Origin of the sequence: Comamonas terrigena NBRC 13299 (genome assembly GCF_006740045.1) — a bacterium.
GTDB classification, from domain to species: Bacteria; Pseudomonadota; Gammaproteobacteria; order Burkholderiales; family Burkholderiaceae_C; genus Comamonas; species Comamonas terrigena.
Genome location: NZ_AP019749.1, coordinates 2,382,907 through 2,403,215 on the forward strand (window position 1 = coordinate 2,382,907; position 20,309 = coordinate 2,403,215).

Sequence of the window (20,309 nt, forward strand, 5' to 3'; positions counted from 1 at the left end):
GACTGTGGGTAAGCCGCGTGCTTCACCACGCCAACGCAGCCAAGAAGCAGCGCCGTCTCGATGCGACAGTCACCCCATTAGGGAAGGCTGTGCACCGGGCTGCAGCGACCCCGTGTACACCTTCAGCCCGGCACGCCCTGGGGCCAGGCCAGCGCCAGCACGGCCTGTGCCGTGGCCTGGGCAGCGCCGCGGTGGGTGGAGGCAAAGGCAAGGGCCTGCTGCTGCATGGCCGCCAGCTGCGTGCCGTTCTGCACCAGCGCCGTGGCCTGCTGCACGGCCGCCGCCATATCTTCGACCCGTAGTGCCGCGCCGGCATTGCAGGCCTGCTCCGCCGCTTCGGCAAAGTTGAAGGTGTGCGGCCCCAGCAGCATGGGGCAGCCGCAGGCCGCCGCTTCGATCAGATTCTGACCGCCCAGGCGCTCAAAGCTCCCCCCCAGCAGACCGGCATGGGCCAGGGCGTAGTACAACGGCATCTCTCCCATGCTGTCGCCCAGCCAGACATCGGCAGCGGCGGGGGACTGCGTGGCCGCCTCACCGGTCCAGCGGCTGCGGCGCGACACCGTCAGTCCTGCCTGCTCAATCAATTGCTGCACTTCGTCAAAGCGCTGGGGGTGGCGCGGCACGATCAGCCACTGCACCGGAATCCGTGCACCCTGCCCTTCGGCACGCAGGCGCTGCGCGGCAGCCAGCCACAGCGCCTCTTCACCTTCGCGGCTGCTGGCCAGCAACAGCACCGGCCGTTCGCTGGCCGCGCGCCAGACATGGCCCTGCGCCAGTTGCTGGGCATCCGGCACGGTATCGAACTTCACGTTGCCAAACACCCCGCTGACCTGCACGCCCAGCTGGCGCAGGCGTGCGGCATCGTCCTCGGTCTGGGCCCAGATGGCGGCCAGTGACCGGTAGGCCGGCTGCGACAGCGCGGCCCAGCGCTGGGCGCCGGCCAGGGATTTGGCATTGAGCCGCGCATTGGCCAGGGCCACCGGCACGCCGGCTTCGCGGCAGGCAGCCAGCAGGTTCGGCCATATCTCGGTTTCCATCAGCACCCCGGCCACCGGCTGGAACTGCCGTACAAAACGGCGCGTGGCGCCCAGGCTGTCCCAGGGCTGCCAGACCTGGATGTCGCCAGGTCGCAGCAGTTTTTTCCCTTCCGCCCGGCCGGTGGCCGTGCCATGCGTGAGCAGCAGCTTCAAGCCCGGGTGCTGGTCCCGCAGCGCCTGCAACAGAATGGCGGCAGCGCGGGTCTCCCCCAGAGAGACGGCATGCACCCACAGCCACTGGCCCAGGCCTTCGGCCCCCAGATCGGCCGGTTGGTAGTGGCCGAAGCGTTCGGGAATGGCCTCGGCATAGCCGGGTTCCTGCTGGGCGCGGCGGCGCAGCTTGCGGCGCAGCAAAGGCTGGGCCGCCCAGGTCAGGGCAGCGTACAGGGAGCGAACCAGGGTCACGGGCGGCTTTGGACGTTCAGAGACAGGACTGCGGGCACACAGCCGCCCTCAGTGGGCCGACGCGCCCAGCTGGGCATCGGGCTTGACGCGGCGCAGCAGCGCCAGCATCTCGCCTTCGATGCGGTGCAGCGCCTCCTGCGTCTGGCCTTCAAAGCGCAACACCAGCACGGGGGTGGTGTTGCTGGCACGGATCAGGCCGAAACCATCCGGCCAGTCCACCCGCAGGCCGTCGATGGTGCTGATCACCGCCGGGGCGCTGAAGGCGCTGGAAGCCAGCTGCTGCAGCTCGGCGGACAGACGGTGCGGTTCGCCCTCCTCACAGGCCACATTCAGTTCGGGGGTCGAGAAGCTGGTGGGCAGCGCATTCAGCACCGCGCTGGGGTCGGCGCTCTTGCTCAGGATCTCCAGCAGGCGTGCACCGGCGTAGGTGCCATCGTCAAAGCCGTACCAGCGCTCCTTGAAGAAGATATGGCCGCTCATCTCGCCGCCCAGGGGCGAGTCCACTTCCTTCATGCGGGCCTTGACCAGGGAATGGCCGGTCTTCCACATCAGGGGTTCGCCGCCGGCCGCGCGGATGGCGGGCGCCAGGCGCTGCGAGCATTTCACGTCGAACAGAATCGTCCCGCCGGGCACGCGCGAGAGCACATCCTGCGCAAACAGCATCATCTGGCGGTCGGGGAAAATGGTCTGCCCGTCCTTGGTGACAATGCCCAGGCGGTCGCCGTCGCCGTCAAAGGCCAGGCCCAGTTCCGCATCGGTGTCGCGCAGCGCCTGCACCACATCGCGCAGGTTCTCGGGTTTGCTGGGGTCGGGATGGTGGTTGGGGAAATCGCCGTCCACTTCCGAGAACAGCTCCACCACCTCGCAGCCCAGCGCGCGGAAGATACCCGGGGCCGAAGCGCCGGCAATGCCGTTGCCGCTGTCCACCACCACCTTGATGGGGCGTGCCAGCTTGGCATCACCTACGATGCGGGCGCTGTAATCGGCCAGCACATCCACATGGCGAATGCTGCCGCCAGGCTGCAGCTGCCAGGATTCGGCTTCCATGGTCCGGTGCAGGGCCTGGATCTCTTCACCGTAGATGGCACGGCCGGCCAGCACCATCTTGAAGCCGTTGTAATCCTTGGGATTGTGGCTGCCGGTGACCTGGATGCCGCTTTCGCACAGCGTGGCCGCCGCAAAGTACAGCATGGGGGTGGTGCACATGCCGATATCGATCACGTTCAGGCCCACATCCACCAGCCCTGCCATCAGCGCACCGCTGAGCGCAGGGCCGGACAGGCGGCCATCACGGCCCACCGCCACGGTCTTCTGCCCCTCAGCCAGCGCGGCCATGCCGAAGGCACGGCCCAGCGCGCGGGCCACTTCCTCGTTCAGGGTACTGGGGACGATGCCCCGGATGTCATAGGCTTTGAAAATCGAAGGTGCTGCGTGCACGGTGGCGTCCTTGTATTTCGGTGCAATGTGTCCCGCCCTGTCGGCGGGCTGCCGGGGCAGTAAAGCCCGGATTGTAGGCTGCGCACCACAGCCCAGGCACCAAGCAGCTGCCTGCAGCGCACTACATTTGGTTACCTGGGGCAAGCCCCGAGGGAAACCCCACCCAGATCAATGCATGATCGCGCGTCCACACCTACAGTCGCCCGCGTGACGCCCCAGGCGGCACACCACACAGAACGACAAGGCGAATGATGCAGCAGAGGGAAGAAGGCGCGATGTACACCTGCGCGCGAACCACGCGGAAGACCCATCCATGAGCGCTTCCGACCGCAATCCACAACCCGTCCCCGCTGCCGCCGCGCGCGGAGCCTCTGCGCTGTGGACTGCCCGCGCGCTCTGGTCGCTGGCCATGGTGGCCGCCCTGCTTATCCCCTGGCTCTGGCATCTGCTGGGCCTGCCTTCCAGCCTGGGCCAAGTACTTCGTCTGCCCGCGCTGGACTGGTTGCACCTGTCCTGGCTGACGTCGCTGACACTGATGGTGTTGGCCGCCCGGCGCCTGCTGCCGGCCGCCGCTGCCCACGCCCAGCATGGCGATGCGCATGCCACCCGCATGGATGCCCTGTCGGCGGCCTACCGCATGCTGCCCGACCCGGCAGGCATCACCCGGGTGATGGACGGCCGTTTTCTGGACGTGAACCCCGCCTTCTGCCAGATGATGGGCATGCCCTGGGAACAGGTGATTGGCCGCACCAACTACGAACTGGAAATCTACGCCACCGCCCAGGAACGCCCGCGCCTGCTGGAGCACCTGAACCGCCACGGCAGCGTGGACCACATGCCCATCTGCGTGCAAAGCGTGGCGCTGGGACGCACCGTGACCGGCCTGATCTCGGCCCGCATCCTGCCCATCGCCGGCGAAGACTGCATGATGTTTGTCTTCCGCGACACCAGCGAGGAAAAACGCACCCACGAAGAGCTGCATGCCGTCAACGGTCTGCTGCAGCAGGCGGGCCACCTGGCGCAGCTGGGCGTCTGGGAAGACACCAAGGGCTCGGGCCTGGTCTACTGGTCCGAGGTCTGCTACGACATCCATGGACTGCCCCGCAACGCGCCGCTGCCGCGGGAGTACATCAACACCTTTGTGGCGCCCGCCTGGCGCGGGCTGATGCGCGACAAGATCAAGCACTGCCTGCGCACCAAGAGCGACTGGAGCGCCGAGATCGAAATCATCCGTGCCGACGGCCGCATGGCCTGGATGCGTTCGCGCGGCGAGGTGATCCTGGACGCCCAGGGCCAAGTCACCGGCCTGCGTGGCGTGATGCAGGACATCGACGGCGCCAAGCGCATCCAGGAAAGCCTGCGCCAGTCCGAAGTGCGCTTCGAGCGCATCTTCGAGCTGGTCTCCACCCCCATGGCCCTGGCCCAGTGCCATGACGGCAGCTTCAAGACCATCAACACCGCCTGGGAAGACCTGTTCGGCTACACGCGCTACGAATGCATGGGCAAGAACGCCGAATCGCTGGGCCTGCTGCCCCCCGGGCGCTGGAAAGAGATGCCCCATGGCGACGCCGCCCACCAGGAAGCGCGCCTCACGGCCCGTGACGGCCGCCCGTTGACGGTGCTGTATTCGCTGCGCCGCACCCATTTCTTCGACGGCGACTGCTGGCTGGTGTCGGTGCTGGACATCACCGACCGCAAGGCCGAGGAAGAGCGCCTGCGCGAGAGCGAGGCCCTGATTGCGCTGACGCTGTCCGCCGCCGCACTGGGCCGCTGGGACTGGAACCTGGCCACCGGCATGATCTCGGGCGACACCCAGTGGCGGCGTCTGAACGGCATCGAACCCGACCACACGCCCACCGCCCTGGGCGAACGCATGGACCGGCACTGGACCGAACTGCTGGCCACCAGCGACATTCCCAGCATCAATGCCGAGCTGCTGCGCCACATTGAAGAACCGGGGGATGCGCCGTTTGACGCCACTTGGCGCACCTCCGAGACCGAATCCGGCCGCTGGCTGCGCAGCGTGGGCAAGATCGTCGATGTGGACGGCCATGGCCGCCCCGTGCGCATGCTGGGCGTGACCCAGGACGTGACCCACCAGCGCGAACAAACCCATGTGCTGGAGCAGATGGCCCATTTCGACGCCCTGACCGGTCTGGCCAACCGCCTGCACCTGACGGCGCGCCTGAAAGACAGCACCCGCATTGCCCGCCATGACGCCGGCCAGCTGGGCGTGGTCTATATCGACCTGGACGGCTTCAAGCCCATCAACGACCGGCTGGGCCACGATGTGGGCGACCTGCTGCTGGTGCAAGTGGCCAAGCGCCTCAAAAGCGCGCTGCGCTCCCAGGACTGTGTGGCCCGCCTGGGTGGGGATGAATTCGTCATCCTGCTCAACGGGCTGGAAAGCCGATCGCACTGCGAAGCCCTGCTGGAACGCATCATGCAGCGCCTGGCGGCCCCCTACATTCTGGGCGCGGACACGGCCCGCATCACGGCCAGCATGGGCTACACCCTCTATCCCGAGGACGATGCCGACGAAGACACGCTGCTGCGCCATGCCGACCAGGCCATGTACCAGGCCAAGCAATCGGGGCGCAACTGCGTGCGTGCCTTCGACTCCGTCACCGAACGCCAGATGCGCGCCCAGCAGGCCGATACCTTGCGCGTGCGCGAAGGGCTGGAGCGCGGCGAATTCACACTCTATCTGCAACCCAAGGTGGACATGGTGCGCAACCGCCTGGTGGGCGTGGAAGGACTGGCACGCTGGAACCACCCCACACGGGGCGTGCTGGCCCCCGGCGCCTTCTTGCCGCTGGTGGAAGGCTCTCCGCTGGACATCCCCTTTGGCGAATGGGCCGTGCGCGAGGCCATCCAGACCATTGCCCAGTTGCGCGCCCAGGGCCTGGAAGTGCCGGTCAGCGTCAACATCTCGGCAGGCCATCTGCAGCAGCCCGGGTTCGCGCACTGGCTGATCACCGAGCTGACCCTGCACCCGGAAGTTCCGGCCCGCCTGCTGGACCTGGAAATCACCGAAAGCGCGGCCTTGCAGGACATCACCCACGTGGCCAAGGAGCTGGAACAGCTGCGCGCCGTGGGCATCACCGTCTCGCTGGACGACTTTGGCACCGGCTACTGCTCGCTGACTTATCTGCGCCAGTTGCCGCTGGACACGCTCAAGATCGACCAGAGCTTTGTGCGCGACATGCTGGACGACCAGAGCAACCGCACCATCATCCAGGGCGTGGCCGGTCTGGCCGCCTCGTTCGGCTACCAGGTGATTGCCGAAGGCGTGGAAACACGGGAGCAAAGCCAGCTGCTGCAGACGATTGGCTGCGCGGTCGGCCAGGGCTACTTCTTTGCCCGCCCCATGCCGGCGGCACAGCTGCCGCAATGGCATGCGCTATGGCAGGCCAGCGCCATGGCGGCTGACACGCTGCCCGCCTGAAGCACCAGCCCCGCCTTCCTGCGCTCCCACGCGCCGAGGCCCGCCGCAGCCATTGCAGTGGCGTGTGGACCGGCAAGCGGTGGCAAGACTGCGCTGCAACCGCAATTGAGAATGGCATCGTGCGCCTGCATACTGCAGAGCGGATGGCCGGCGCGCTTCCCCCACGCACAACGCGCTACGCTGGCGCCATGGACGCCAGCGGCCCCCAGCTCTCCCAGGCCGTGCCCTTTGCACGCCTGCCGGCAGAGTCCACGCACACCGCCAGCAGGTGAAGCGCGATGCGCCGGGACAAAAAAGCCCCGGGCGCAGTGCCCGGGGCTGGCAAGGCATCGCAGGCAACGCCAGAGCGCAAGCGGACTTCAGCCCTGCAGGACCAGTTCCTTGACCTGCTGCAGTGCGCCCGGGTCTTCCATGGTGGTCAGATCGCCCGGGTCGCGATTTTCGGCCACGGCCTGCAGCGCGCGGCGCAGCAGCTTGCCGCTGCGCGTCTTGGGCAAGGTGGTGACAAACAACACGCGCGACGGGCGGGCCACGGCCCCCAGCTGGCCGTCCACCTGCTTCATCACCTCGGCTTCCAGCTTGCTGCGCTGCTCGGCGGTTTCCACGCTGCGCGGGTCGCGCACCACGGCAAAGGCCATGGCAGCCTGACCCTTGAGCTTGTCGGCCACCCCCACCACGGCCACTTCGGCGATCGCCGGATGGCCGGAGATGCTCTCCTCGATCTCCCGGGTGCCCAGGCGGTGCCCGGCCACATTGATCACGTCATCGGTGCGCCCCAGAATGAAGTAATAGCCGTCGGCATCGCGGATCCCCCAGTCGAAGGTGCTGTAGACCATGCGGCCGGGAATGCTCTTCCAGTAGGTGTTCACAAAGCGCTCGTCGTCGCCCCACACGGTCTGCAGGCAGCCCGGCGGCAGCGGGCCTTCGATGGCCAGCACGCCCTTTTCGTTGGCACCGGTCAGCTCCTGGCCCGTGGCCTCATCGATCAGCTTGACGTTGTAGCCGTACACCGCCTTGCCGGGGCTGCCAAAGCGGCTGGCCTGCTTTTCCACGCCGTTGCACAGCGTCATGATGGGCCAGCCGGTCTCGGTCTGCCAGTAATTGTCCACAATGGGCACGCCGATGGCACTGCTGATCCACTGTGCCGTGGGCTCGTCCAGCGGCTCGCCGGCCAGCCACAGCGCCTGCAGGCTGGACAGGTCGTACTTGGTCAGGAAGGAAGGATCCTGCTTCTTGAGCACCCGGATGGCCGTGGGCGCCGAGAACATGTGCGTGACCTTGTACTTCTCGACAATGCTCCACCAGATACCGGCGTCCGGGCGCACCGGCAGGCCTTCGTACAGCACCGTGGCCATGCCGGCAATCAGCGGGGCGTAGATGATGTAGCTGTGCCCCACCACCCAGCCGATGTCGCTGGTGCAGAAATAGGTATCGCCCGGCTTGCCATGGAAGATGTGGTCCATGCTGGACGCCAGGGCCACGGTGTAGCCGCCGGTGTCGCGCTGCACCCCCTTGGGCTTGCCGGTGGTGCCGCTGGTGTACAGGATGTAGCTGGGGTCGGTGGACTGCACCCAGGTGCAGGGAACCTGGGCATCCAGGTGCAAGGCACGCAGCGCGGCCCAGTCGTGGTCGCGGCCGGCCTGCATCTGCATGGGGGCCAGACCGCGGTTGACCATCAGCACGGCGCCGGGCTTGTGGCTGCTCAGCTGCAGCGCCTCGTCCAGCAGCGGCTTGTAGGCCACCACACGGCCGCCGCGCGAACCGGCATCGGTGCTGACAATGACCTTGGGCTGGGCGTCGTCAATGCGCGAGGCCAGGGAACCCGAGGCAAAGCCGCCGAACACCACCGAGTGGATGGCCCCCAGGCGCACGCTGGCCAACATGGCAAACACGGCCTCGGCCACCATGGGCATGTAGATCTGTACGCGGTCGCCCTTTTGCACGCCGAACGACTGCAGCACCGCCGCCATGCGCTGCACCTCGGCATGCAGTTCGCCATAGGTGTAGGTGCGCTCGGTATCGGTTTCGGTGGAAATGGCAATCAGCGCGGGCTGGTCCTGGAGCGCCGGAAGATGGCGGTCCAGCGCGTTGTGGCACAGATTGGTCACGCCATCGGGAAACCAGCGCGCAAACGGCGGGTTGCTGTAGTCCACCACTTCGGTGGGGGCAATTTTCCAGTCCACCAGCTTGGCCTGTTCGGCCCAGAAGGCATTGCGCTCGGAGTCGGAAATCGAGCGGGCGTGGAAATCTGCAAACGTGGTCATGGTTGTTGTCTCCTGCTTCGGATGCCGCCTGCACCAGGCGACCTGTAGTTCTGCATTCATAATTATGAGAACCCCCTCTTGCAGCCAACTGACACGCCCACCGATAGGCGCAGAAAGCCACCACCGCAGCGAATCCAGCGCGGCCCCCTGTCCGCTCCCCGCTTCCCCTGTTACTTCAGCCGGGGATAGGAGACGATCCACCATGGGTGGTCCGCGCCCCAAAACCGTACAGCCTCGGCGGCTTGCGATGCGCCCATCACCACGGACATAAAAAAACCGCCCCTCGGGGCGGTCTGGTGTGCAGGCAGCGGCGGCACCGCCGGGTCTTGGCGACTGCCCTGCGATGGGTCTTACTTGACCAGCGCCAGCATGTCCTTGAACGCCGGGTGCTCGCAGCTGCGCAGCCACTCGAATGCCACCATCTCTGTGGTCACCAGTTCGGCGCCAGCACCGGCCAAGCGGTCAAAGGCGGCATCGCGGTTGCGCTCGGTGCGCGAGCTGCAGGCATCGGTCACCACCCACACATCCATTTCTTCTTCCAGCAGCTCCAATGCGGTCTGCATCAGACAGACATGGGCTTCGCAGCCGGCGATGACAATGGTGCTGCGCTCCATCTCCGGCTGGGTCTGGACCGGCTTTTGCAGGTGCTTGGGCAGGCTGCGCGCATTGCGGCCTTGCTGGGGCTTGACGGGCGGGCGCAGCCAGTCAAGCAGGCCATCAGGCACGGCGCTGAAACTCATCTTCTGCAGCGTACGGTCGCACAGCTCCCGCACGGCAGGCACATTGCCGCCCAGGCGGCTGGGGTTTTGTTCGGTGCCGAACACCGGCACCTCCATCAGCCGTGCCAGCTGGGCCAGGCGCACGGCGTTGGCGGTGACCAGGGCGTGCTCGTGGATCACGGGCATCAGCTTCTCCTGGTAGTCCACCAGCACCAGTTGGCAGTCGTCGGCATCAAGCAGCATGGTTCTTCCTTCTTTCACTCTCTATATAGGTATGCGTATGAAGCGCTCTAGCGCTTCAGCGATGGCCCGATTGTCGCAGCTCGCCGCGCAGCGCTGCTGCAGGCGTCCCCTCCGCCGTATTCCCATGCAGATTTTGCGGGCATGCAGATTGCTTATCCCCACTGAATTTCGTGTCGATTCCAGCTTGTTTCATATCAAAAACAGATGTGCAGGCGTCGAATCATGACTTTTATGCCTGTTGGCATGCAACATTCGTGTTACCCTCTGCCCCCATGTCCAAGTGGTTGCCTGTCCTCCTACTCGCCTGTGCCGGTGTCGGCGCACACGCCGCCCCTGCCTCAGACAGTGCCAGTTCCGATGAACTGGGCCGTTTTATGTCGCAGCGCGGCTTTGTGTCGCAGATCCAGAACGCCGGCCACCAGGTCGCGGACAAGACCAGCCAGCTGCTGACCACCGCCATGGGCTTGATCGGTGTGCCTTACCGCCGTGGCGGCACCTCGGAAGACACCGGCTTCGATTGCAGCGGCTTTGTCCGTGCCATCTACCAGAAGACAGCCGGTCTGACCCTGCCCCGTCGCTCCGACGAACAGGCCGCCGCCACCGCCACCATCAAGAAACAAGACCTGAAGCCGGGCGATCTGGTGTTCTTCAACACCATGCGCCGCGCATTCAGCCATGTGGGCATCTACGTGGGCGAAGGTAAATTCATCCACGCTCCCCGCACCGGTGCATCGGTGCGCGTCGAAAGCATGGAAAGCAAGTACTGGGCAACCCGCTTCAACGGTGCCCGCCGCGTGGAAACGCAAGACAGCAACGCCGTCGCAGCCCTGGCACCGCAAAGCTGATCCGTACAGGCAGTCTGCCCGTCAGGCCTTCCCAAGAAAAAGGAGCTTCAAGCTCCTTTTTTCATGTCTGCAGCACGGGGCTGTGCGGCTGCGTACCCCTGTCCGTTGCAAGCCAGCGACCTGTACTCAACGTGTGCAGGTCTCTTCGGGCTGCACCGGAGGTGTCACGGGCTTCAGCCCCCCCGCCCTGCGCGGCCATTGTGACCCGATTGCGGCCGCGCTCCTTGGACGCATACAGCGCCGCATCAATGCGCTGCAGCAGGGACTCTTCCGCCTCGCCCAGCTGCCAGACCCCAACCCCCAGGGAAATGCTGCAATGCCCCGCATTCGGCACCGAGTACCCCTGGACGGAGCTCCGTATACGTTCGGCCAGCTCCTGCGCCATCTCCAGCGTCACATCCGGCAGGATCACCAGAAACTCCTCCCCGCCCCAGCGCACCACATAGTCCGTGCTGCGCACCGACTGCAGCAGCACCGCTGCCACACTTTTCAGCACCAGGTCGCCGGTGCGATGGCCCCAGCTGTCATTGATGCGCTTGAAATGGTCCAGGTCGCCCAGAATCACGCCAAAGCCCTGACCGGACGCCAGTGCATGCATCTGGCAATGCTGCAGTTCATACTCACCGGCATGCCGGTTCAGCAAGCCCGTCAGCTTGTCGCGGGAGGCCTGCTCGCGCAAAACCGTCTCGCGCTGCACCTGCGGCGTGATGTCTTTGGAAACCCCTACATAGTGGCTGATCTTGCCTGCGCTGTTGTGCAAGGCGGCAATGCTCTGCTCGGCGTAGTACAGGCTGCCGTTCTTGTGGCGGTTGATGAAGGTGCCGCGAAAACCCTCACCCCGCAGCAGGCAGGCTTGCAGCGCTTCATAAAACCCCGGCTCGTGCATGCCCGAGCGCAGCAGCATGGGGCTTTGCCCCAGCAGCTCGCTGCGGGCATAGCCCGTCAAGGCCTCGCAGGCCTGGTTCGCGTACACGATGGTCCATGTATCATCGGTGATCAGGATGGCGTCGTTCGATGCATTCAAGGCCTGCGCCAGCAGATTGCGCTCTTGGTCCGCCTGCACCCGCTCCGAGACATCGCGCTGTACCGAGACAAAATAGCGGATCTCTCCGGCCCCATCGCGTACCGGCGAGATGTTCCACTCCAGATGGTAGGCCTCGCCGTTCTTGCGGTAGTTGATAGCGGCCCCTTCGAAGAACAGGCCCTGCTCCAGGCAATGGCGCAGCCTGTCCAGCACCGCCCGGTCGGTCGCCGGCCCTTGCAGCATGCGCGGGGACTGGCCCAGCAGCTCAGCCTCGGAATACCCCGTCATCGCGCACAGCGCCGCATTGCAGTACACGATCACAGGTCCGCCGCCGCCGCGTTCGGCATTGGTGATCATGACGGCGTTGAACGACTGCTCCAGGGCCACTTGCAGCAGGTCGCTTTTGAAGGCGGGGAAAGTGTGCATACATCAATCACCAGACAGCTGTTGCCCAACCGGGCAGCACACTGTAAGCGCAATCCCACGCCTTGGCGATCTTTATAGCGACCGGCTGCTGCCGTCTCTGTGCAGGCGGGCGCTGCCAAGGCGCGGACAGGCAGCTCGGGCAGCGCGGGTCGCTCAGACAGCGCGCAGAGCCACCGCCTCGCGGGCCAGCGCAGTGATGCGACTCCAGTCGCCCTGCTCCATCGCCTCCACCGGCACCAGCCAGGAGCCGCCGACGCAGACCACGTTCTTCAGTGCAAGAAACTCCCGTGCATTGCCCTGCGAAATACCGCCCGTGGGGCAAAAACGCACATCGCCAAACGGCCCCTGCCAGGCTTTGAGCATGGCCGAGCCACCTGCCTGCACGGCGGGGAAGAATTTCAGTTCGTTGAAACCATCGGCCTGGGCGGCCATGATTTCGCCGCTGGTGGCCACTCCGGGCAACAGCGGCAGCCGGAGCTCCTGGCAGGCCCGGCCCAGCGCACTGGTATAGCCCGGACTGACCGCAAAACGCGCACCCGCATTCGCACAGGCCTGCGCATCGCCCGCGCTGCGCACTGTGCCGGCGCCCACAATGGCCTCCGGCACCGCACGCGCAATCGCCTCGATGCAGGACAGGCCCTGGGGCGTGCGCAATGTGACTTCCAGCACACGCACCCCGCCCGCGACCAGGGCCTGGGCCATGGGTACGGCATGGGCCGGGTCGTTCAGCACGATGACCGGAATGACAGGGCCATCCTGCATCAGCTCCAAGGCGGTCAGTCGTTGTTGATCCATGTGCAGGCTCCCTCTTCTGCGCTGAGCGCATGGCGCCGGAATCCGGCAAACAGTTCACGGCCGAATCCCCGGCCATTGGCCTGCCGCAATGCCGGCGGCAGGGTGGCAGCGGTGCGCTGCTGCCATTGTTCTTCGCTCACCAGCACGGCCAGCGTGCCGGCCACTGCGTCCAGGCGCACCAGATCGCCGTCACACAGGCGTGCCAGCGGACCGCCCACACAGGCTTCGGGTGAGACATGGATGGCAGCGGGCACCTTGCCCGATGCGCCGCTCATGCGGCCGTCGGTCACCAGGGCCACCTGGTAGCCCTTGCCCTGGAGCACGGCCAGCGGTGGCGTGAGCTTGTGCAGCTCGGGCATGCCGTTGGCGCGCGGCCCCTGCCAGCGCACGACGCAAACCACATCGCGGTCCAGCTCGCCGACCTTGAAGGCCTGCTGCAAATCGTCCTGCGAATCGAACACGCGCGCGGGCGCCTCGATCACATGGCGGTCCTCCGGCACGGCGCTGACCTTGATCACGCTACGCCCCAGGTTGCCGGACAGCAGCTTCAAGCCGCCGGTGGCACTGAACGGTGCACTGGCGGGACGCAGCACGGACAGGTCGCCGGACACGGCGGCCTCGTGCCATGCCAGCTGCCCGGCCTGCACGGTGGGAATGCAGGCAAACGCCTTCAGGCCCGGCCCGCGCACGGTCAGCACATCGCCATGCATCAGCCCGGCCTGGAGCAGCTGACCAATCACATAGCCCGGCCCGCCTGCGGCCTGAAACTGGTTCACATCGGCGCTGCCATTGGGATAGACGCGCGCCAGCAGCGGCACGACCGCCGACAGGTCGGAAAAATCGTCCCAGTCGATGGTGATGCCCGCCGCACGCGCCACCGCCACCCAGTGGATCAGGTGGTTGGTCGACCCGCCCGTGGCCAGCAGGGCCACCATGGCATTGACGATGCAGCGCTCGTCCACCACATGGCCGATGGGTGCGAAGCGCCGGTTCTTGGTGATGTCCAGCACCGTACGCATGGCTTCGCGGGTGAGCAGTTCACGCTGGTCATCGCCTGGGTTGATGAAGGCCGTGCCCGGCACATGCAGCCCCATGGCTTCCAGCAGCATCTGATTGCTGTTGGCGGTACCGTAGAAGGTGCAGGTACCCTCGCCGTGGTAGGCAGCCGATTCGGCAGCCAGCAACTCTTTGCGACCCACCAGGCCCTGGGCCGCCTGCTCCCGCACCTTGGCCTTGTCGCCATTGGACAGGCCTGATGTCATGGGACCCGCCGGCACGAAAACCGTCGGCAGGTGGCCAAAATGCAGGGCGCCGATCAACAGCCCCGGCACGATCTTGTCGCAGACACCCAGCATCAGCGCCGCATCGAACACATCGTGGGACAGCGCGATGGCCGCGCCCATGGCAATGGCATCCCGGCTGAACAGACTCAGCTCCATGCCCGGTGCCCCCTGGGTCACGCCATCGCACATCGCGGGCACGCCGCCCGCCACCTGGGCCGTGGCACCCAGTCTGCGGGCCTCGTCCTTAAGGACCTCCGGATAATGTGCCAGCGGCGCATGGGCCGACAGCACGTCGTTGTAGGCCGTGACGATGGCGACGTTGGGCGCCTTTTCCTCCACGATGCGGATGCGGTCACGGCCGGGAATGCCGGCAAAGGCATGGGCCACATTGGCACAGCCCATGGATTGGGCGCCTGGCGGCCTGGCGGCCATGGCGTCCACCTGTTCAAGGTAGGCGGCGCGCGACGCGGCGCTGCGCGCACGGATGCGGCGCGTGACCTGGTCGACGATGGGGTGGATAGTGCTCATGCGTGGTTCCTGCGATGCGCTCGGTGGCGCCTCTTCTCTGGTTCATGGGGCGTCCAGGACACGGCCCCCTGCCGTGTCCCGGAACACCCGGTGCGCCTTACTTGGCGGCGCGTGCCTGCTTGACGGCAGCCTGCACCTCGTCCCAGGTGCCTTGGCCCACGGTCTTGGCGATACCGGTGTTCACCGCCGTGAGCTTGTCGCGCATGCGGCCGGCTTCCGCTGCAGGCAGTTCGTTGACCTGCATGCCCTTGGCCTTGATGTCCGCCAGGGCCTTGGCCGCCTCCTCGCGGGTGTCCTTGCGCTCGAACTCGCGGCTCTTGATGGCCGCGTCCTGCAGCACCTTCTTTTCGGCGGCGCTCAGGGTGTCCCACCACTTCTTGCTGACAGTGACGATCCAGGGGCTGTAGACGTGGTTGGAGACCGTCAGGTACTTCTGCACTTCGTAGAACTTGCTGGACAGCACGGTGTTGAACGGATTTTCCTGGCCGTCAACGGCTTTGGTTTCCAGCGCCGTGAACAGCTCGGAGAACGGCAGCGGCACGGCATTGGCGCCCAGTGCTTTGAAGCTGTCGAGGAACACATTGTTCTGCATCACACGCAGCTTGACGTCGGCCAGGTCTTCCAGCTTGGCAATCGGGCGCTTGTTGTTGGTGAGATTGCGGAAACCGTTCTCCCAGTACACCAGGCCCACCATGCCCTTAGGCTCCAGCGTGGCCTTGACCTTTTCGCCCACCGGACCGTCGAGCACCACGTCAGCCTCCTTGGCGTTGCTGAACAGGAAAGGCGTGTCCCACACCGCCATCTCCGGCGACAGACCGACCAGCGTGGCCGTGGAGCCGACCATCATCTCCTGCGCCCCGCCGATCAGCGCCTGCTGCATCTGCGTGTCCGAACCCAGCGAGGCATTGCCGATCGCCCGCACCTTCATCTTGCCACCCGTTGCCTTCTCCACCTCCTTGGCGAAGAAGCGCACGGCGCGCCCCTGGTTGGAATCATCGACCAGGCCATAGCCGAAGCGCACGATGCGCGGCTTGAAGTCCTGGGCCAGGGCCTGGCCGGTAGCGGCCAGCGTGGTGACAGCGGCCATCAGGCTGGCCAGTGCAAAGGGAATACGCATGTTCATCTCCTTGGGTTATAGGTCGTTGGTAACACGGGAAAGACGTCGTCAATGCATCCAGCGCAACGGGGCCAGGATGATTTGGGGGAAAAGCACAAAAAGCACGGCCAGCAGCACGTAGACCATCAGGAACGGGTTGGTGCCTTTGATCACGGTCTCCATGCGCAGCCGGCCCACACCCGCCACCACGTTTTGCACCGTGCCCACGGGCGGGGTGATCAGCCCCATACAGCCCACGTAGATGAACATGAAGCCGAAGTAGATGGGATCGATCCCGGCCTTGACCGCCAGCGGCGCACAGACGGGGCCGAAGATCAGGATGGTCGGGGTCAGGTCCATGGCGGTGCCCACCACCAGCAGGAACAGCATCATGGTGGCCATGAACAGCATGGGATTGCCCAGCAGGCCCGCGAAACTGTCTGCCAGCATATTGGGCAGGTCCGCCAGCGTGATCATGTAAGCCGTCACCGTGGCCGCACCGCACAGGAACATCACCACGGCCGTGGTCTTGGCCGCGGCCAGGAAGACGGCATACAACCGGCTCCAGGTCATTTCGCGGTAGATCACCATGGACACGAACAGCGCATAGACCGCGGCGACCACGGCAGCCTCGGTGGGGGTGAACACCCCGCCCTTGAGACCGCCCAGGATGATGACCGGCATCATCATGGCCCAGAAGCTCTGGGCCAAGGCCTTCAGGCGCTGGCCCCAGGCCATGCGCGGTCCCCGCGACAGGTCATATTTGCGGGCAATGGACCACCAGGCAAAGATCAGGAACAGGCCCATGATCAGGCCCGGCACCACGCCGGAGAGGAACAGCTTGCTGATCGAGGTGTTGGTGGTCACGCCATAGATCACGAAGGGCATGGACGGCGGAATGATGGGCGCGATGATGCCGCCCGATGCCAGCAGCCCGGCGCTGTAGCTGTCGGGGTACTTCTGGTCCCGCATCATGGGCAGCAGGATGGTGGCCAGCGCAGCGGTGTCGGCGATGGCCGAGCCGCTCATCGAGGCCAGCAACACGGCCGCGCCGATGGCCACGTAGCCCAGGCCTCCACGGATATGGCCCACATAGGCGCGCGCCAGGTCGATGATGCGGCGCGACAGACCGCCCGCATTCATCAACTCGCCCGCCAGGATGAAGAAAGGCACGGCCAGCAGCGGAAAGTTGTCGAAACCGGCCTGCAGGTTCTGCGCAAGCAACTGCGAATCGAAGAAATCCAGGTGCCACATCAGCGCCACGCCCGTGAGCACCAGCGCCTGTGCGATCGGCATGCCGATCACCATGCCGCCGATCAGCACCGCCAGAAAGATCAGGGTCACAACCATGGTGTGTACTCCTTACTCGACCGACGTCTCGGCATGGTTGTCAGCCGGCGCGCCACGGCGCAGGTCGCGCAAGGTCACCACGATCAGGCCCACGGCCAGCACCAGGGTGGCCGCCGCGCCCAGCGCCAGCGGGTAGCCGAGCACCGTGCTGAAACTGTTCAGCCCGGCCTGGACCTGGTCCCAGGAGCCCGACAGCAGCAAGCCCATGCATGCCAGCACCAGCAGCTGCGACAGCCAGAACAGCAGCTTGCGTGCAGCGGGTCTCACGCGCGAGGTCACCAGATCGAAACCCAGGTGGCTGCCTTCGAAGGCAGCGACGATGGCACCGATGGCCACCAGCCAGACAAAGAGCAGGCGCGAGATCTCCTCGTACGACACGATGCTGGTGTGAAACACATAGCGCAGCACCACATTGACGAAGACGGCAATGACCATGCCGGCCAGCGCCAGCACCATCAGCGCCTCGGCCAGCCGCTGAAGGCGCGGCTTGGGGCCGGCTGCGGGGGAATCGGTTTGCATGTGGGGTCTCCTGATGTTGTGTTTATGTTGTTAGGTGGTCAGTGCATGGGGCCGGCCCAGCCACGATTGGGTGCGTTGCACGATCTCGGTCAGCGGCAGCGTGGCATCCACGCAGAGCACGGTGCCCTCGCCTTCGGGGCGCTCCAGGGTCGCAAACTGGTTGGCCACGAGTTCCGGCGAGAAAAAATGCCCGGAGCGGCCCTGCACACGCTGCAGCGCGGTGTCGTAGCCCAGGTCCAGGAAGACGAAGCCCACCGTACCGCTCGGGCCGGCATCGCGCAGGCGGTCACGGTATTTGCGCTTGAGCGCCGAGCAGGTCAGCACCACACCGGGACCGGGCGTTGCAATGGCCGAGTCCAGCAGGCGCGTCAGCGTGTCCAGCCAGCCGCTGCGGTCTTCGTCGGTCAAGGGCGTGCCGGACTGCATCTTGCGGATGCTTTCCTCGGCGTGGTAAGCATCGCCTTCGTGCAGGGTCCAGCCCAAGGCATGCGCCAGCGACTGGCCCACGCTGGACTTGCCGCAGCCGGAGACCCCCATGACGACCAGCGCCTGGGGATTGCGTTCGGGATTGGTTGTTCGGATAGCGCTATCCATGATCTTGCAAAAAAAGCAGGCCAGGGCCTGCCTTGGATTTCGGTGTTTCTCTCGGCCATCTGCGGGTTTACACGCAGCAACCATGGCCTCGGGATGAATGGGTTAGCGCTATCATAACCTTCGCCCGCACAGCCTCCGACCTAGGACAATCCCTTGGCCCGACACCCTCCTCCCGCTTCACAGTCTGCCCCACTGCCCTCTTCTGCCGAGCCTGCGCGCCACCGCTCACGGTCTTCCCGCGCCAGCGGCCGCGTCACACTCAGCGATGTCGCAGAAGCCGTCGGCGTCAGTCCCATGACGGTCTCGCGCGCACTGCGCGGCGAACGCCGCGTGGACCCCGCTCTGGTCGAGAAAATACGCGCCACCGCCGCGCAGATGGGCTATGTGCCGGACCCGGCTGCGCGCGCCCTGGCTTCGCAAAAAAGCGCCCAGGTGCTGGTATTGGTTCCCATGCTGTCCAACACCCTGTTCGTGGACCTGATCGAGGCCGTGCACAAGGAACTGTTCGCTGCGGGCTACCACGCCCTGATCGGCGTGACCCACTACGACCGGGCCGAGGAAGAGCAGCTGTTGCGCACCTACCTGCCCATGCGCCCTGCGGGCCTGCTGCTCACCGGCTTTGACCGCAGCCCCGCCGCACGTGCACTGGTGGCCGCCAGCAAGGTGCCGTGCGTGCACCTGATGGAGTTAGGCGACGGCAGCGGCACGCCCAGCGTCGGGTTCTCACAGGCCGATGCAGGGGCCTCCATCACCCGGCACCTGGTCGAACGCGGCCACAGGCGCATCGCCTTTTGCGCCGGCCAGCTCGATGCCCGTGTGATGCAGCGGGCCACCGGCTACCGCCGTGCATTGCAGGAAGCCGGCCTGTACGACCCTTCTCTGGAACTACTCTGGCCCCGCCCCACGTCGATGGCGCTGGGCGCCGAACTGCTGGACGCCGCGCTGCGGCTGGAGCCCGCCCCTGATGCCCTGTTCTTCTGCAACGATGACATTGCCCAGGGCGCCTTGCTGGAAGCCCTGCGCCGGGGGCTGCAGGTACCGCAGCGCGTCGCCATCACCGGCTTCAATGACCTACCAGGCAGCGACCAGATGGTGCCGCCGCTGACCACCATACGCACGCCGCGCAGCCATATCGGCACCGAAGGCGCACGCATGCTGTTGAAGCTCATACGGGGTGAGCCCGTAGACCCGCCCAGCATGGATCTGGGCTACGAGCTGGTGGTACGGCAAAGCAGTTGAGGCTTAAGGCTTAAGGCTCCAGGCTGCACGCCGTGGCTGCGGCCGCCGCCACCTGCTGCCCCCCGCACGGGCGCCCACCACCACGCCATTGTCCGACCCCGGCTGCCGGACAGGACGACCGTTCACAGCGCTTGAATCAGGCGCTGCCTCAGTGCGTGCGCCGCATGGCTCAGCACCCGGTCCCGCCGCTGCAGCAGACCCAGGGTACGCCACACGTCGGGCGCGGTCAGTGGCACACCGCAGATGCGCAGATGGTCCTGGCGCAAAGCCAGCTGCGGCACCACCGCCAAGCCCAGGCCGGCCTCCACCAGGGCCAGGGCGCCGGTGACGTGGTTGCATTCGTGCCAGGCCACGGGCTGTTCGGGCAGCCCGGCCATCACCTGGTCCAGCAAAAGCCTGTTGCCGCTGGTGTGGGATACGGAGATCAGACGCTTTCCGGCCAACTCCGCCCACTCCACCTGGCTGCGATCGGCCCAGGCGTGGTCGCGCGGCGTGGCCAACACATAGCGCTCGCGCGTCAGGGCCTCGAAGCGCAGCGCAGGCTCCTGACTGCCCGTGAAACTCAGGCCGAAGTCCGCTTCCCCGCGCAACACTGCCTCCACCACCTGCTGCGCGCTTTCGTCCACCACGCGCACCTGCACATCGGGTTGCTCCTGCGCGAAGGCCTGGAGCACGGGGGGCAGCAGACTGGTAGCCGCCGAAGGAATGCAGGCCACCGCCACACGGCCACGGCGCAGCTTCACCTGGTCGTCCAGGCGCTGCACGGCCTCATCCAGCACGGCCAATGCCCGGCGCGCCTCCTGCAGGAACTCCTGACCCACCTCCGTCAGCGCCACATGGCGGGTGGTGCGCTCAAGCAACCGAGCACCCAGCATCGACTCCAGCCGTTCCACACGCCGGCTCAAGGCAGGGGGCGAAAGGTAGAGCGCCTCGGCAGCCAGGCGGAAACTGGCCTTCTCCGCCGTGGTCACGAAGGCGAGCAATTCGCCCATCTCGAATTTAATGCTTTGCATGCAACAGTCCTTCTAAAAGTTGCAATTTACAGAATAACACCCGC

15 protein-coding genes are annotated in these 20,309 nt (G+C 65.9%); 3 read left to right on the forward strand and 12 right to left on the reverse strand.

The genetic code is table 11. The features are described from left to right. Window positions 1-122 precede the first annotated feature (122 nt). Together CT3_RS10795 and CT3_RS10800 are read right to left on the reverse strand one after the other, a co-directional pair. Complete coding sequence (locus CT3_RS10795; protein ID WP_066532057.1) at window positions 123-1,442, reverse strand: 3-deoxy-D-manno-octulosonic acid transferase; 1,320 nt, start codon at window positions 1,440-1,442, stop codon at window positions 123-125. A 48-nt stretch (window positions 1,443-1,490) separates the two neighbouring features. Further along, entirely contained in the window at window positions 1,491-2,879 is a 1,389-nt protein-coding gene (locus tag CT3_RS10800) for a phosphomannomutase/phosphoglucomutase (RefSeq protein ID WP_066532059.1), read from the reverse strand. A 313-nt stretch (window positions 2,880-3,192) separates the two neighbouring features. On the opposite strand from CT3_RS10800, the gene CT3_RS10805 reads away from it, so the two are divergent. Continuing rightward, on the forward strand, window positions 3,193-6,327 hold the full coding sequence (locus tag CT3_RS10805; protein WP_083520177.1) for a bifunctional diguanylate cyclase/phosphodiesterase: 3,135 nt from the start codon (window positions 3,193-3,195) through the stop codon (window positions 6,325-6,327). 359 nt (window positions 6,328-6,686) lie between these two features. On the opposite strand, the gene CT3_RS10810 is transcribed toward CT3_RS10805, so the two are convergent. Together CT3_RS10810 and CT3_RS10815 are read right to left on the reverse strand one after the other, a co-directional pair. Continuing rightward, a complete protein-coding gene (locus CT3_RS10810; RefSeq protein WP_066532072.1) occupies window positions 6,687-8,591 on the reverse strand; it encodes a propionate--CoA ligase in 1,905 nt (634 codons plus the stop codon). Window positions 8,592-8,941: 350 nt separating this feature from the next. After that, a complete protein-coding gene (locus CT3_RS10815) occupies window positions 8,942-9,553 on the reverse strand; it encodes an isochorismatase family protein (protein ID WP_066532077.1) in 612 nt (203 codons plus the stop codon). Between the two features lie 272 nt (window positions 9,554-9,825). Between CT3_RS10815 and CT3_RS10820 the strand changes: the two genes are divergently transcribed. After that, the gene (locus CT3_RS10820) at window positions 9,826-10,398 is read left to right on the forward strand and encodes a C40 family peptidase (protein ID WP_066532079.1); all 573 of its coding nucleotides are present in this window, start codon (window positions 9,826-9,828) and stop codon (window positions 10,396-10,398) included. Window positions 10,399-10,459: 61 nt separating this feature from the next. Here CT3_RS10820 and CT3_RS10825 read toward each other — a convergent pair whose 3' ends face one another. The 7 genes from CT3_RS10825 to CT3_RS10855 all read right to left on the reverse strand — a co-directional run bounded on the left by CT3_RS10825 (window position 10,460) and on the right by CT3_RS10855 (window position 18,013). Continuing rightward, window positions 10,460-11,848 carry a sensor domain-containing diguanylate cyclase gene (locus CT3_RS10825; RefSeq protein WP_083520179.1) on the reverse strand — a complete coding sequence of 463 codons (1,389 nt, stop codon included), beginning with the start codon at window positions 11,846-11,848 and terminating at the stop codon, window positions 10,460-10,462. A 153-nt stretch (window positions 11,849-12,001) separates the two neighbouring features. Continuing rightward, window positions 12,002-12,643 (reverse strand): bifunctional 4-hydroxy-2-oxoglutarate aldolase/2-dehydro-3-deoxy-phosphogluconate aldolase, encoded by a 642-nt coding sequence (locus CT3_RS10830; RefSeq protein ID WP_066532082.1) that lies wholly within the window; start codon window positions 12,641-12,643, stop codon window positions 12,002-12,004. After that, complete coding sequence (edd, locus tag CT3_RS10835; RefSeq protein ID WP_066532086.1) at window positions 12,625-14,454, reverse strand: phosphogluconate dehydratase; 1,830 nt, start codon at window positions 14,452-14,454, stop codon at window positions 12,625-12,627. The genes CT3_RS10830 and edd overlap by 19 nt, the downstream gene beginning before the upstream one ends. A gap of 97 nt (window positions 14,455-14,551) precedes the next feature. After that, window positions 14,552-15,571 (reverse strand): TRAP transporter substrate-binding protein, encoded by a 1,020-nt coding sequence (locus tag CT3_RS10840; protein WP_066533298.1) that lies wholly within the window; start codon window positions 15,569-15,571, stop codon window positions 14,552-14,554. A gap of 48 nt (window positions 15,572-15,619) precedes the next feature. After that, window positions 15,620-16,900, reverse strand: coding sequence for a TRAP transporter large permease (locus tag CT3_RS10845; RefSeq protein WP_066532094.1), 1,281 nt, complete (start codon window positions 16,898-16,900; stop codon window positions 15,620-15,622). 12 nt (window positions 16,901-16,912) lie between these two features. Beyond that, window positions 16,913-17,419: a TRAP transporter small permease gene (locus CT3_RS10850; RefSeq protein ID WP_066532097.1), complete on the reverse strand. Its 507-nt coding sequence runs from the start codon at window positions 17,417-17,419 to the stop codon at window positions 16,913-16,915. A gap of 30 nt (window positions 17,420-17,449) precedes the next feature. After that, complete coding sequence (locus CT3_RS10855; RefSeq protein ID WP_172591803.1) at window positions 17,450-18,013, reverse strand: gluconokinase; 564 nt, start codon at window positions 18,011-18,013, stop codon at window positions 17,450-17,452. A 153-nt stretch (window positions 18,014-18,166) separates the two neighbouring features. Here CT3_RS10855 and gntR point away from each other — a divergent pair, with 153 nt between their 5' ends. Next, complete coding sequence (gene gntR / locus CT3_RS10860; RefSeq protein WP_083520180.1) at window positions 18,167-19,252, forward strand: HTH-type transcriptional regulator GntR; 1,086 nt, start codon at window positions 18,167-18,169, stop codon at window positions 19,250-19,252. A 122-nt stretch (window positions 19,253-19,374) separates the two neighbouring features. Here gntR and CT3_RS10865 read toward each other — a convergent pair whose 3' ends face one another. Beyond that, a complete protein-coding gene (locus tag CT3_RS10865) occupies window positions 19,375-20,265 on the reverse strand; it encodes a LysR family transcriptional regulator (RefSeq protein WP_066532101.1) in 891 nt (296 codons plus the stop codon). Window positions 20,266-20,309: the final 44 nt, after the last annotated feature.

Bases quoted from the DNA above. Each gene is read 5' to 3' on its own strand.
- CT3_RS10820 (WP_066532079.1), top strand. From the start codon at position 9,826: ATGTCCAAGTGGTTGCCTGTCCTCCTACTCGCCTGTGCCGGTGTCGGC.
- CT3_RS10830 (WP_066532082.1), bottom strand. From the start codon at position 12,643: ATGGATCAACAACGACTGACCGCCTTGGAGCTGATGCAGGATGGCCCT.
- edd (WP_066532086.1), bottom strand. From the start codon at position 14,454: ATGAGCACTATCCACCCCATCGTCGACCAGGTCACGCGCCGCATCCGT.
- CT3_RS10850 (WP_066532097.1), bottom strand. From the start codon at position 17,419: ATGCAAACCGATTCCCCCGCAGCCGGCCCCAAGCCGCGCCTTCAGCGG.
- CT3_RS10810 (WP_066532072.1), bottom strand. From the start codon at position 8,591: ATGACCACGTTTGCAGATTTCCACGCCCGCTCGATTTCCGACTCCGAG.
- CT3_RS10805 (WP_083520177.1), top strand. From the start codon at position 3,193: ATGAGCGCTTCCGACCGCAATCCACAACCCGTCCCCGCTGCCGCCGCG.
- CT3_RS10840 (WP_066533298.1), bottom strand. From the start codon at position 15,571: ATGCGTATTCCCTTTGCACTGGCCAGCCTGATGGCCGCTGTCACCACG.
- CT3_RS10865 (WP_066532101.1), bottom strand. From the start codon at position 20,265: ATGCAAAGCATTAAATTCGAGATGGGCGAATTGCTCGCCTTCGTGACC.
- CT3_RS10845 (WP_066532094.1), bottom strand. From the start codon at position 16,900: ATGGTTGTGACCCTGATCTTTCTGGCGGTGCTGATCGGCGGCATGGTG.
- CT3_RS10825 (WP_083520179.1), bottom strand. From the start codon at position 11,848: ATGCACACTTTCCCCGCCTTCAAAAGCGACCTGCTGCAAGTGGCCCTG.
- CT3_RS10815 (WP_066532077.1), bottom strand. From the start codon at position 9,553: ATGCTGCTTGATGCCGACGACTGCCAACTGGTGCTGGTGGACTACCAG.
- CT3_RS10855 (WP_172591803.1), bottom strand. From the start codon at position 18,013: ATGGATAGCGCTATCCGAACAACCAATCCCGAACGCAATCCCCAGGCG.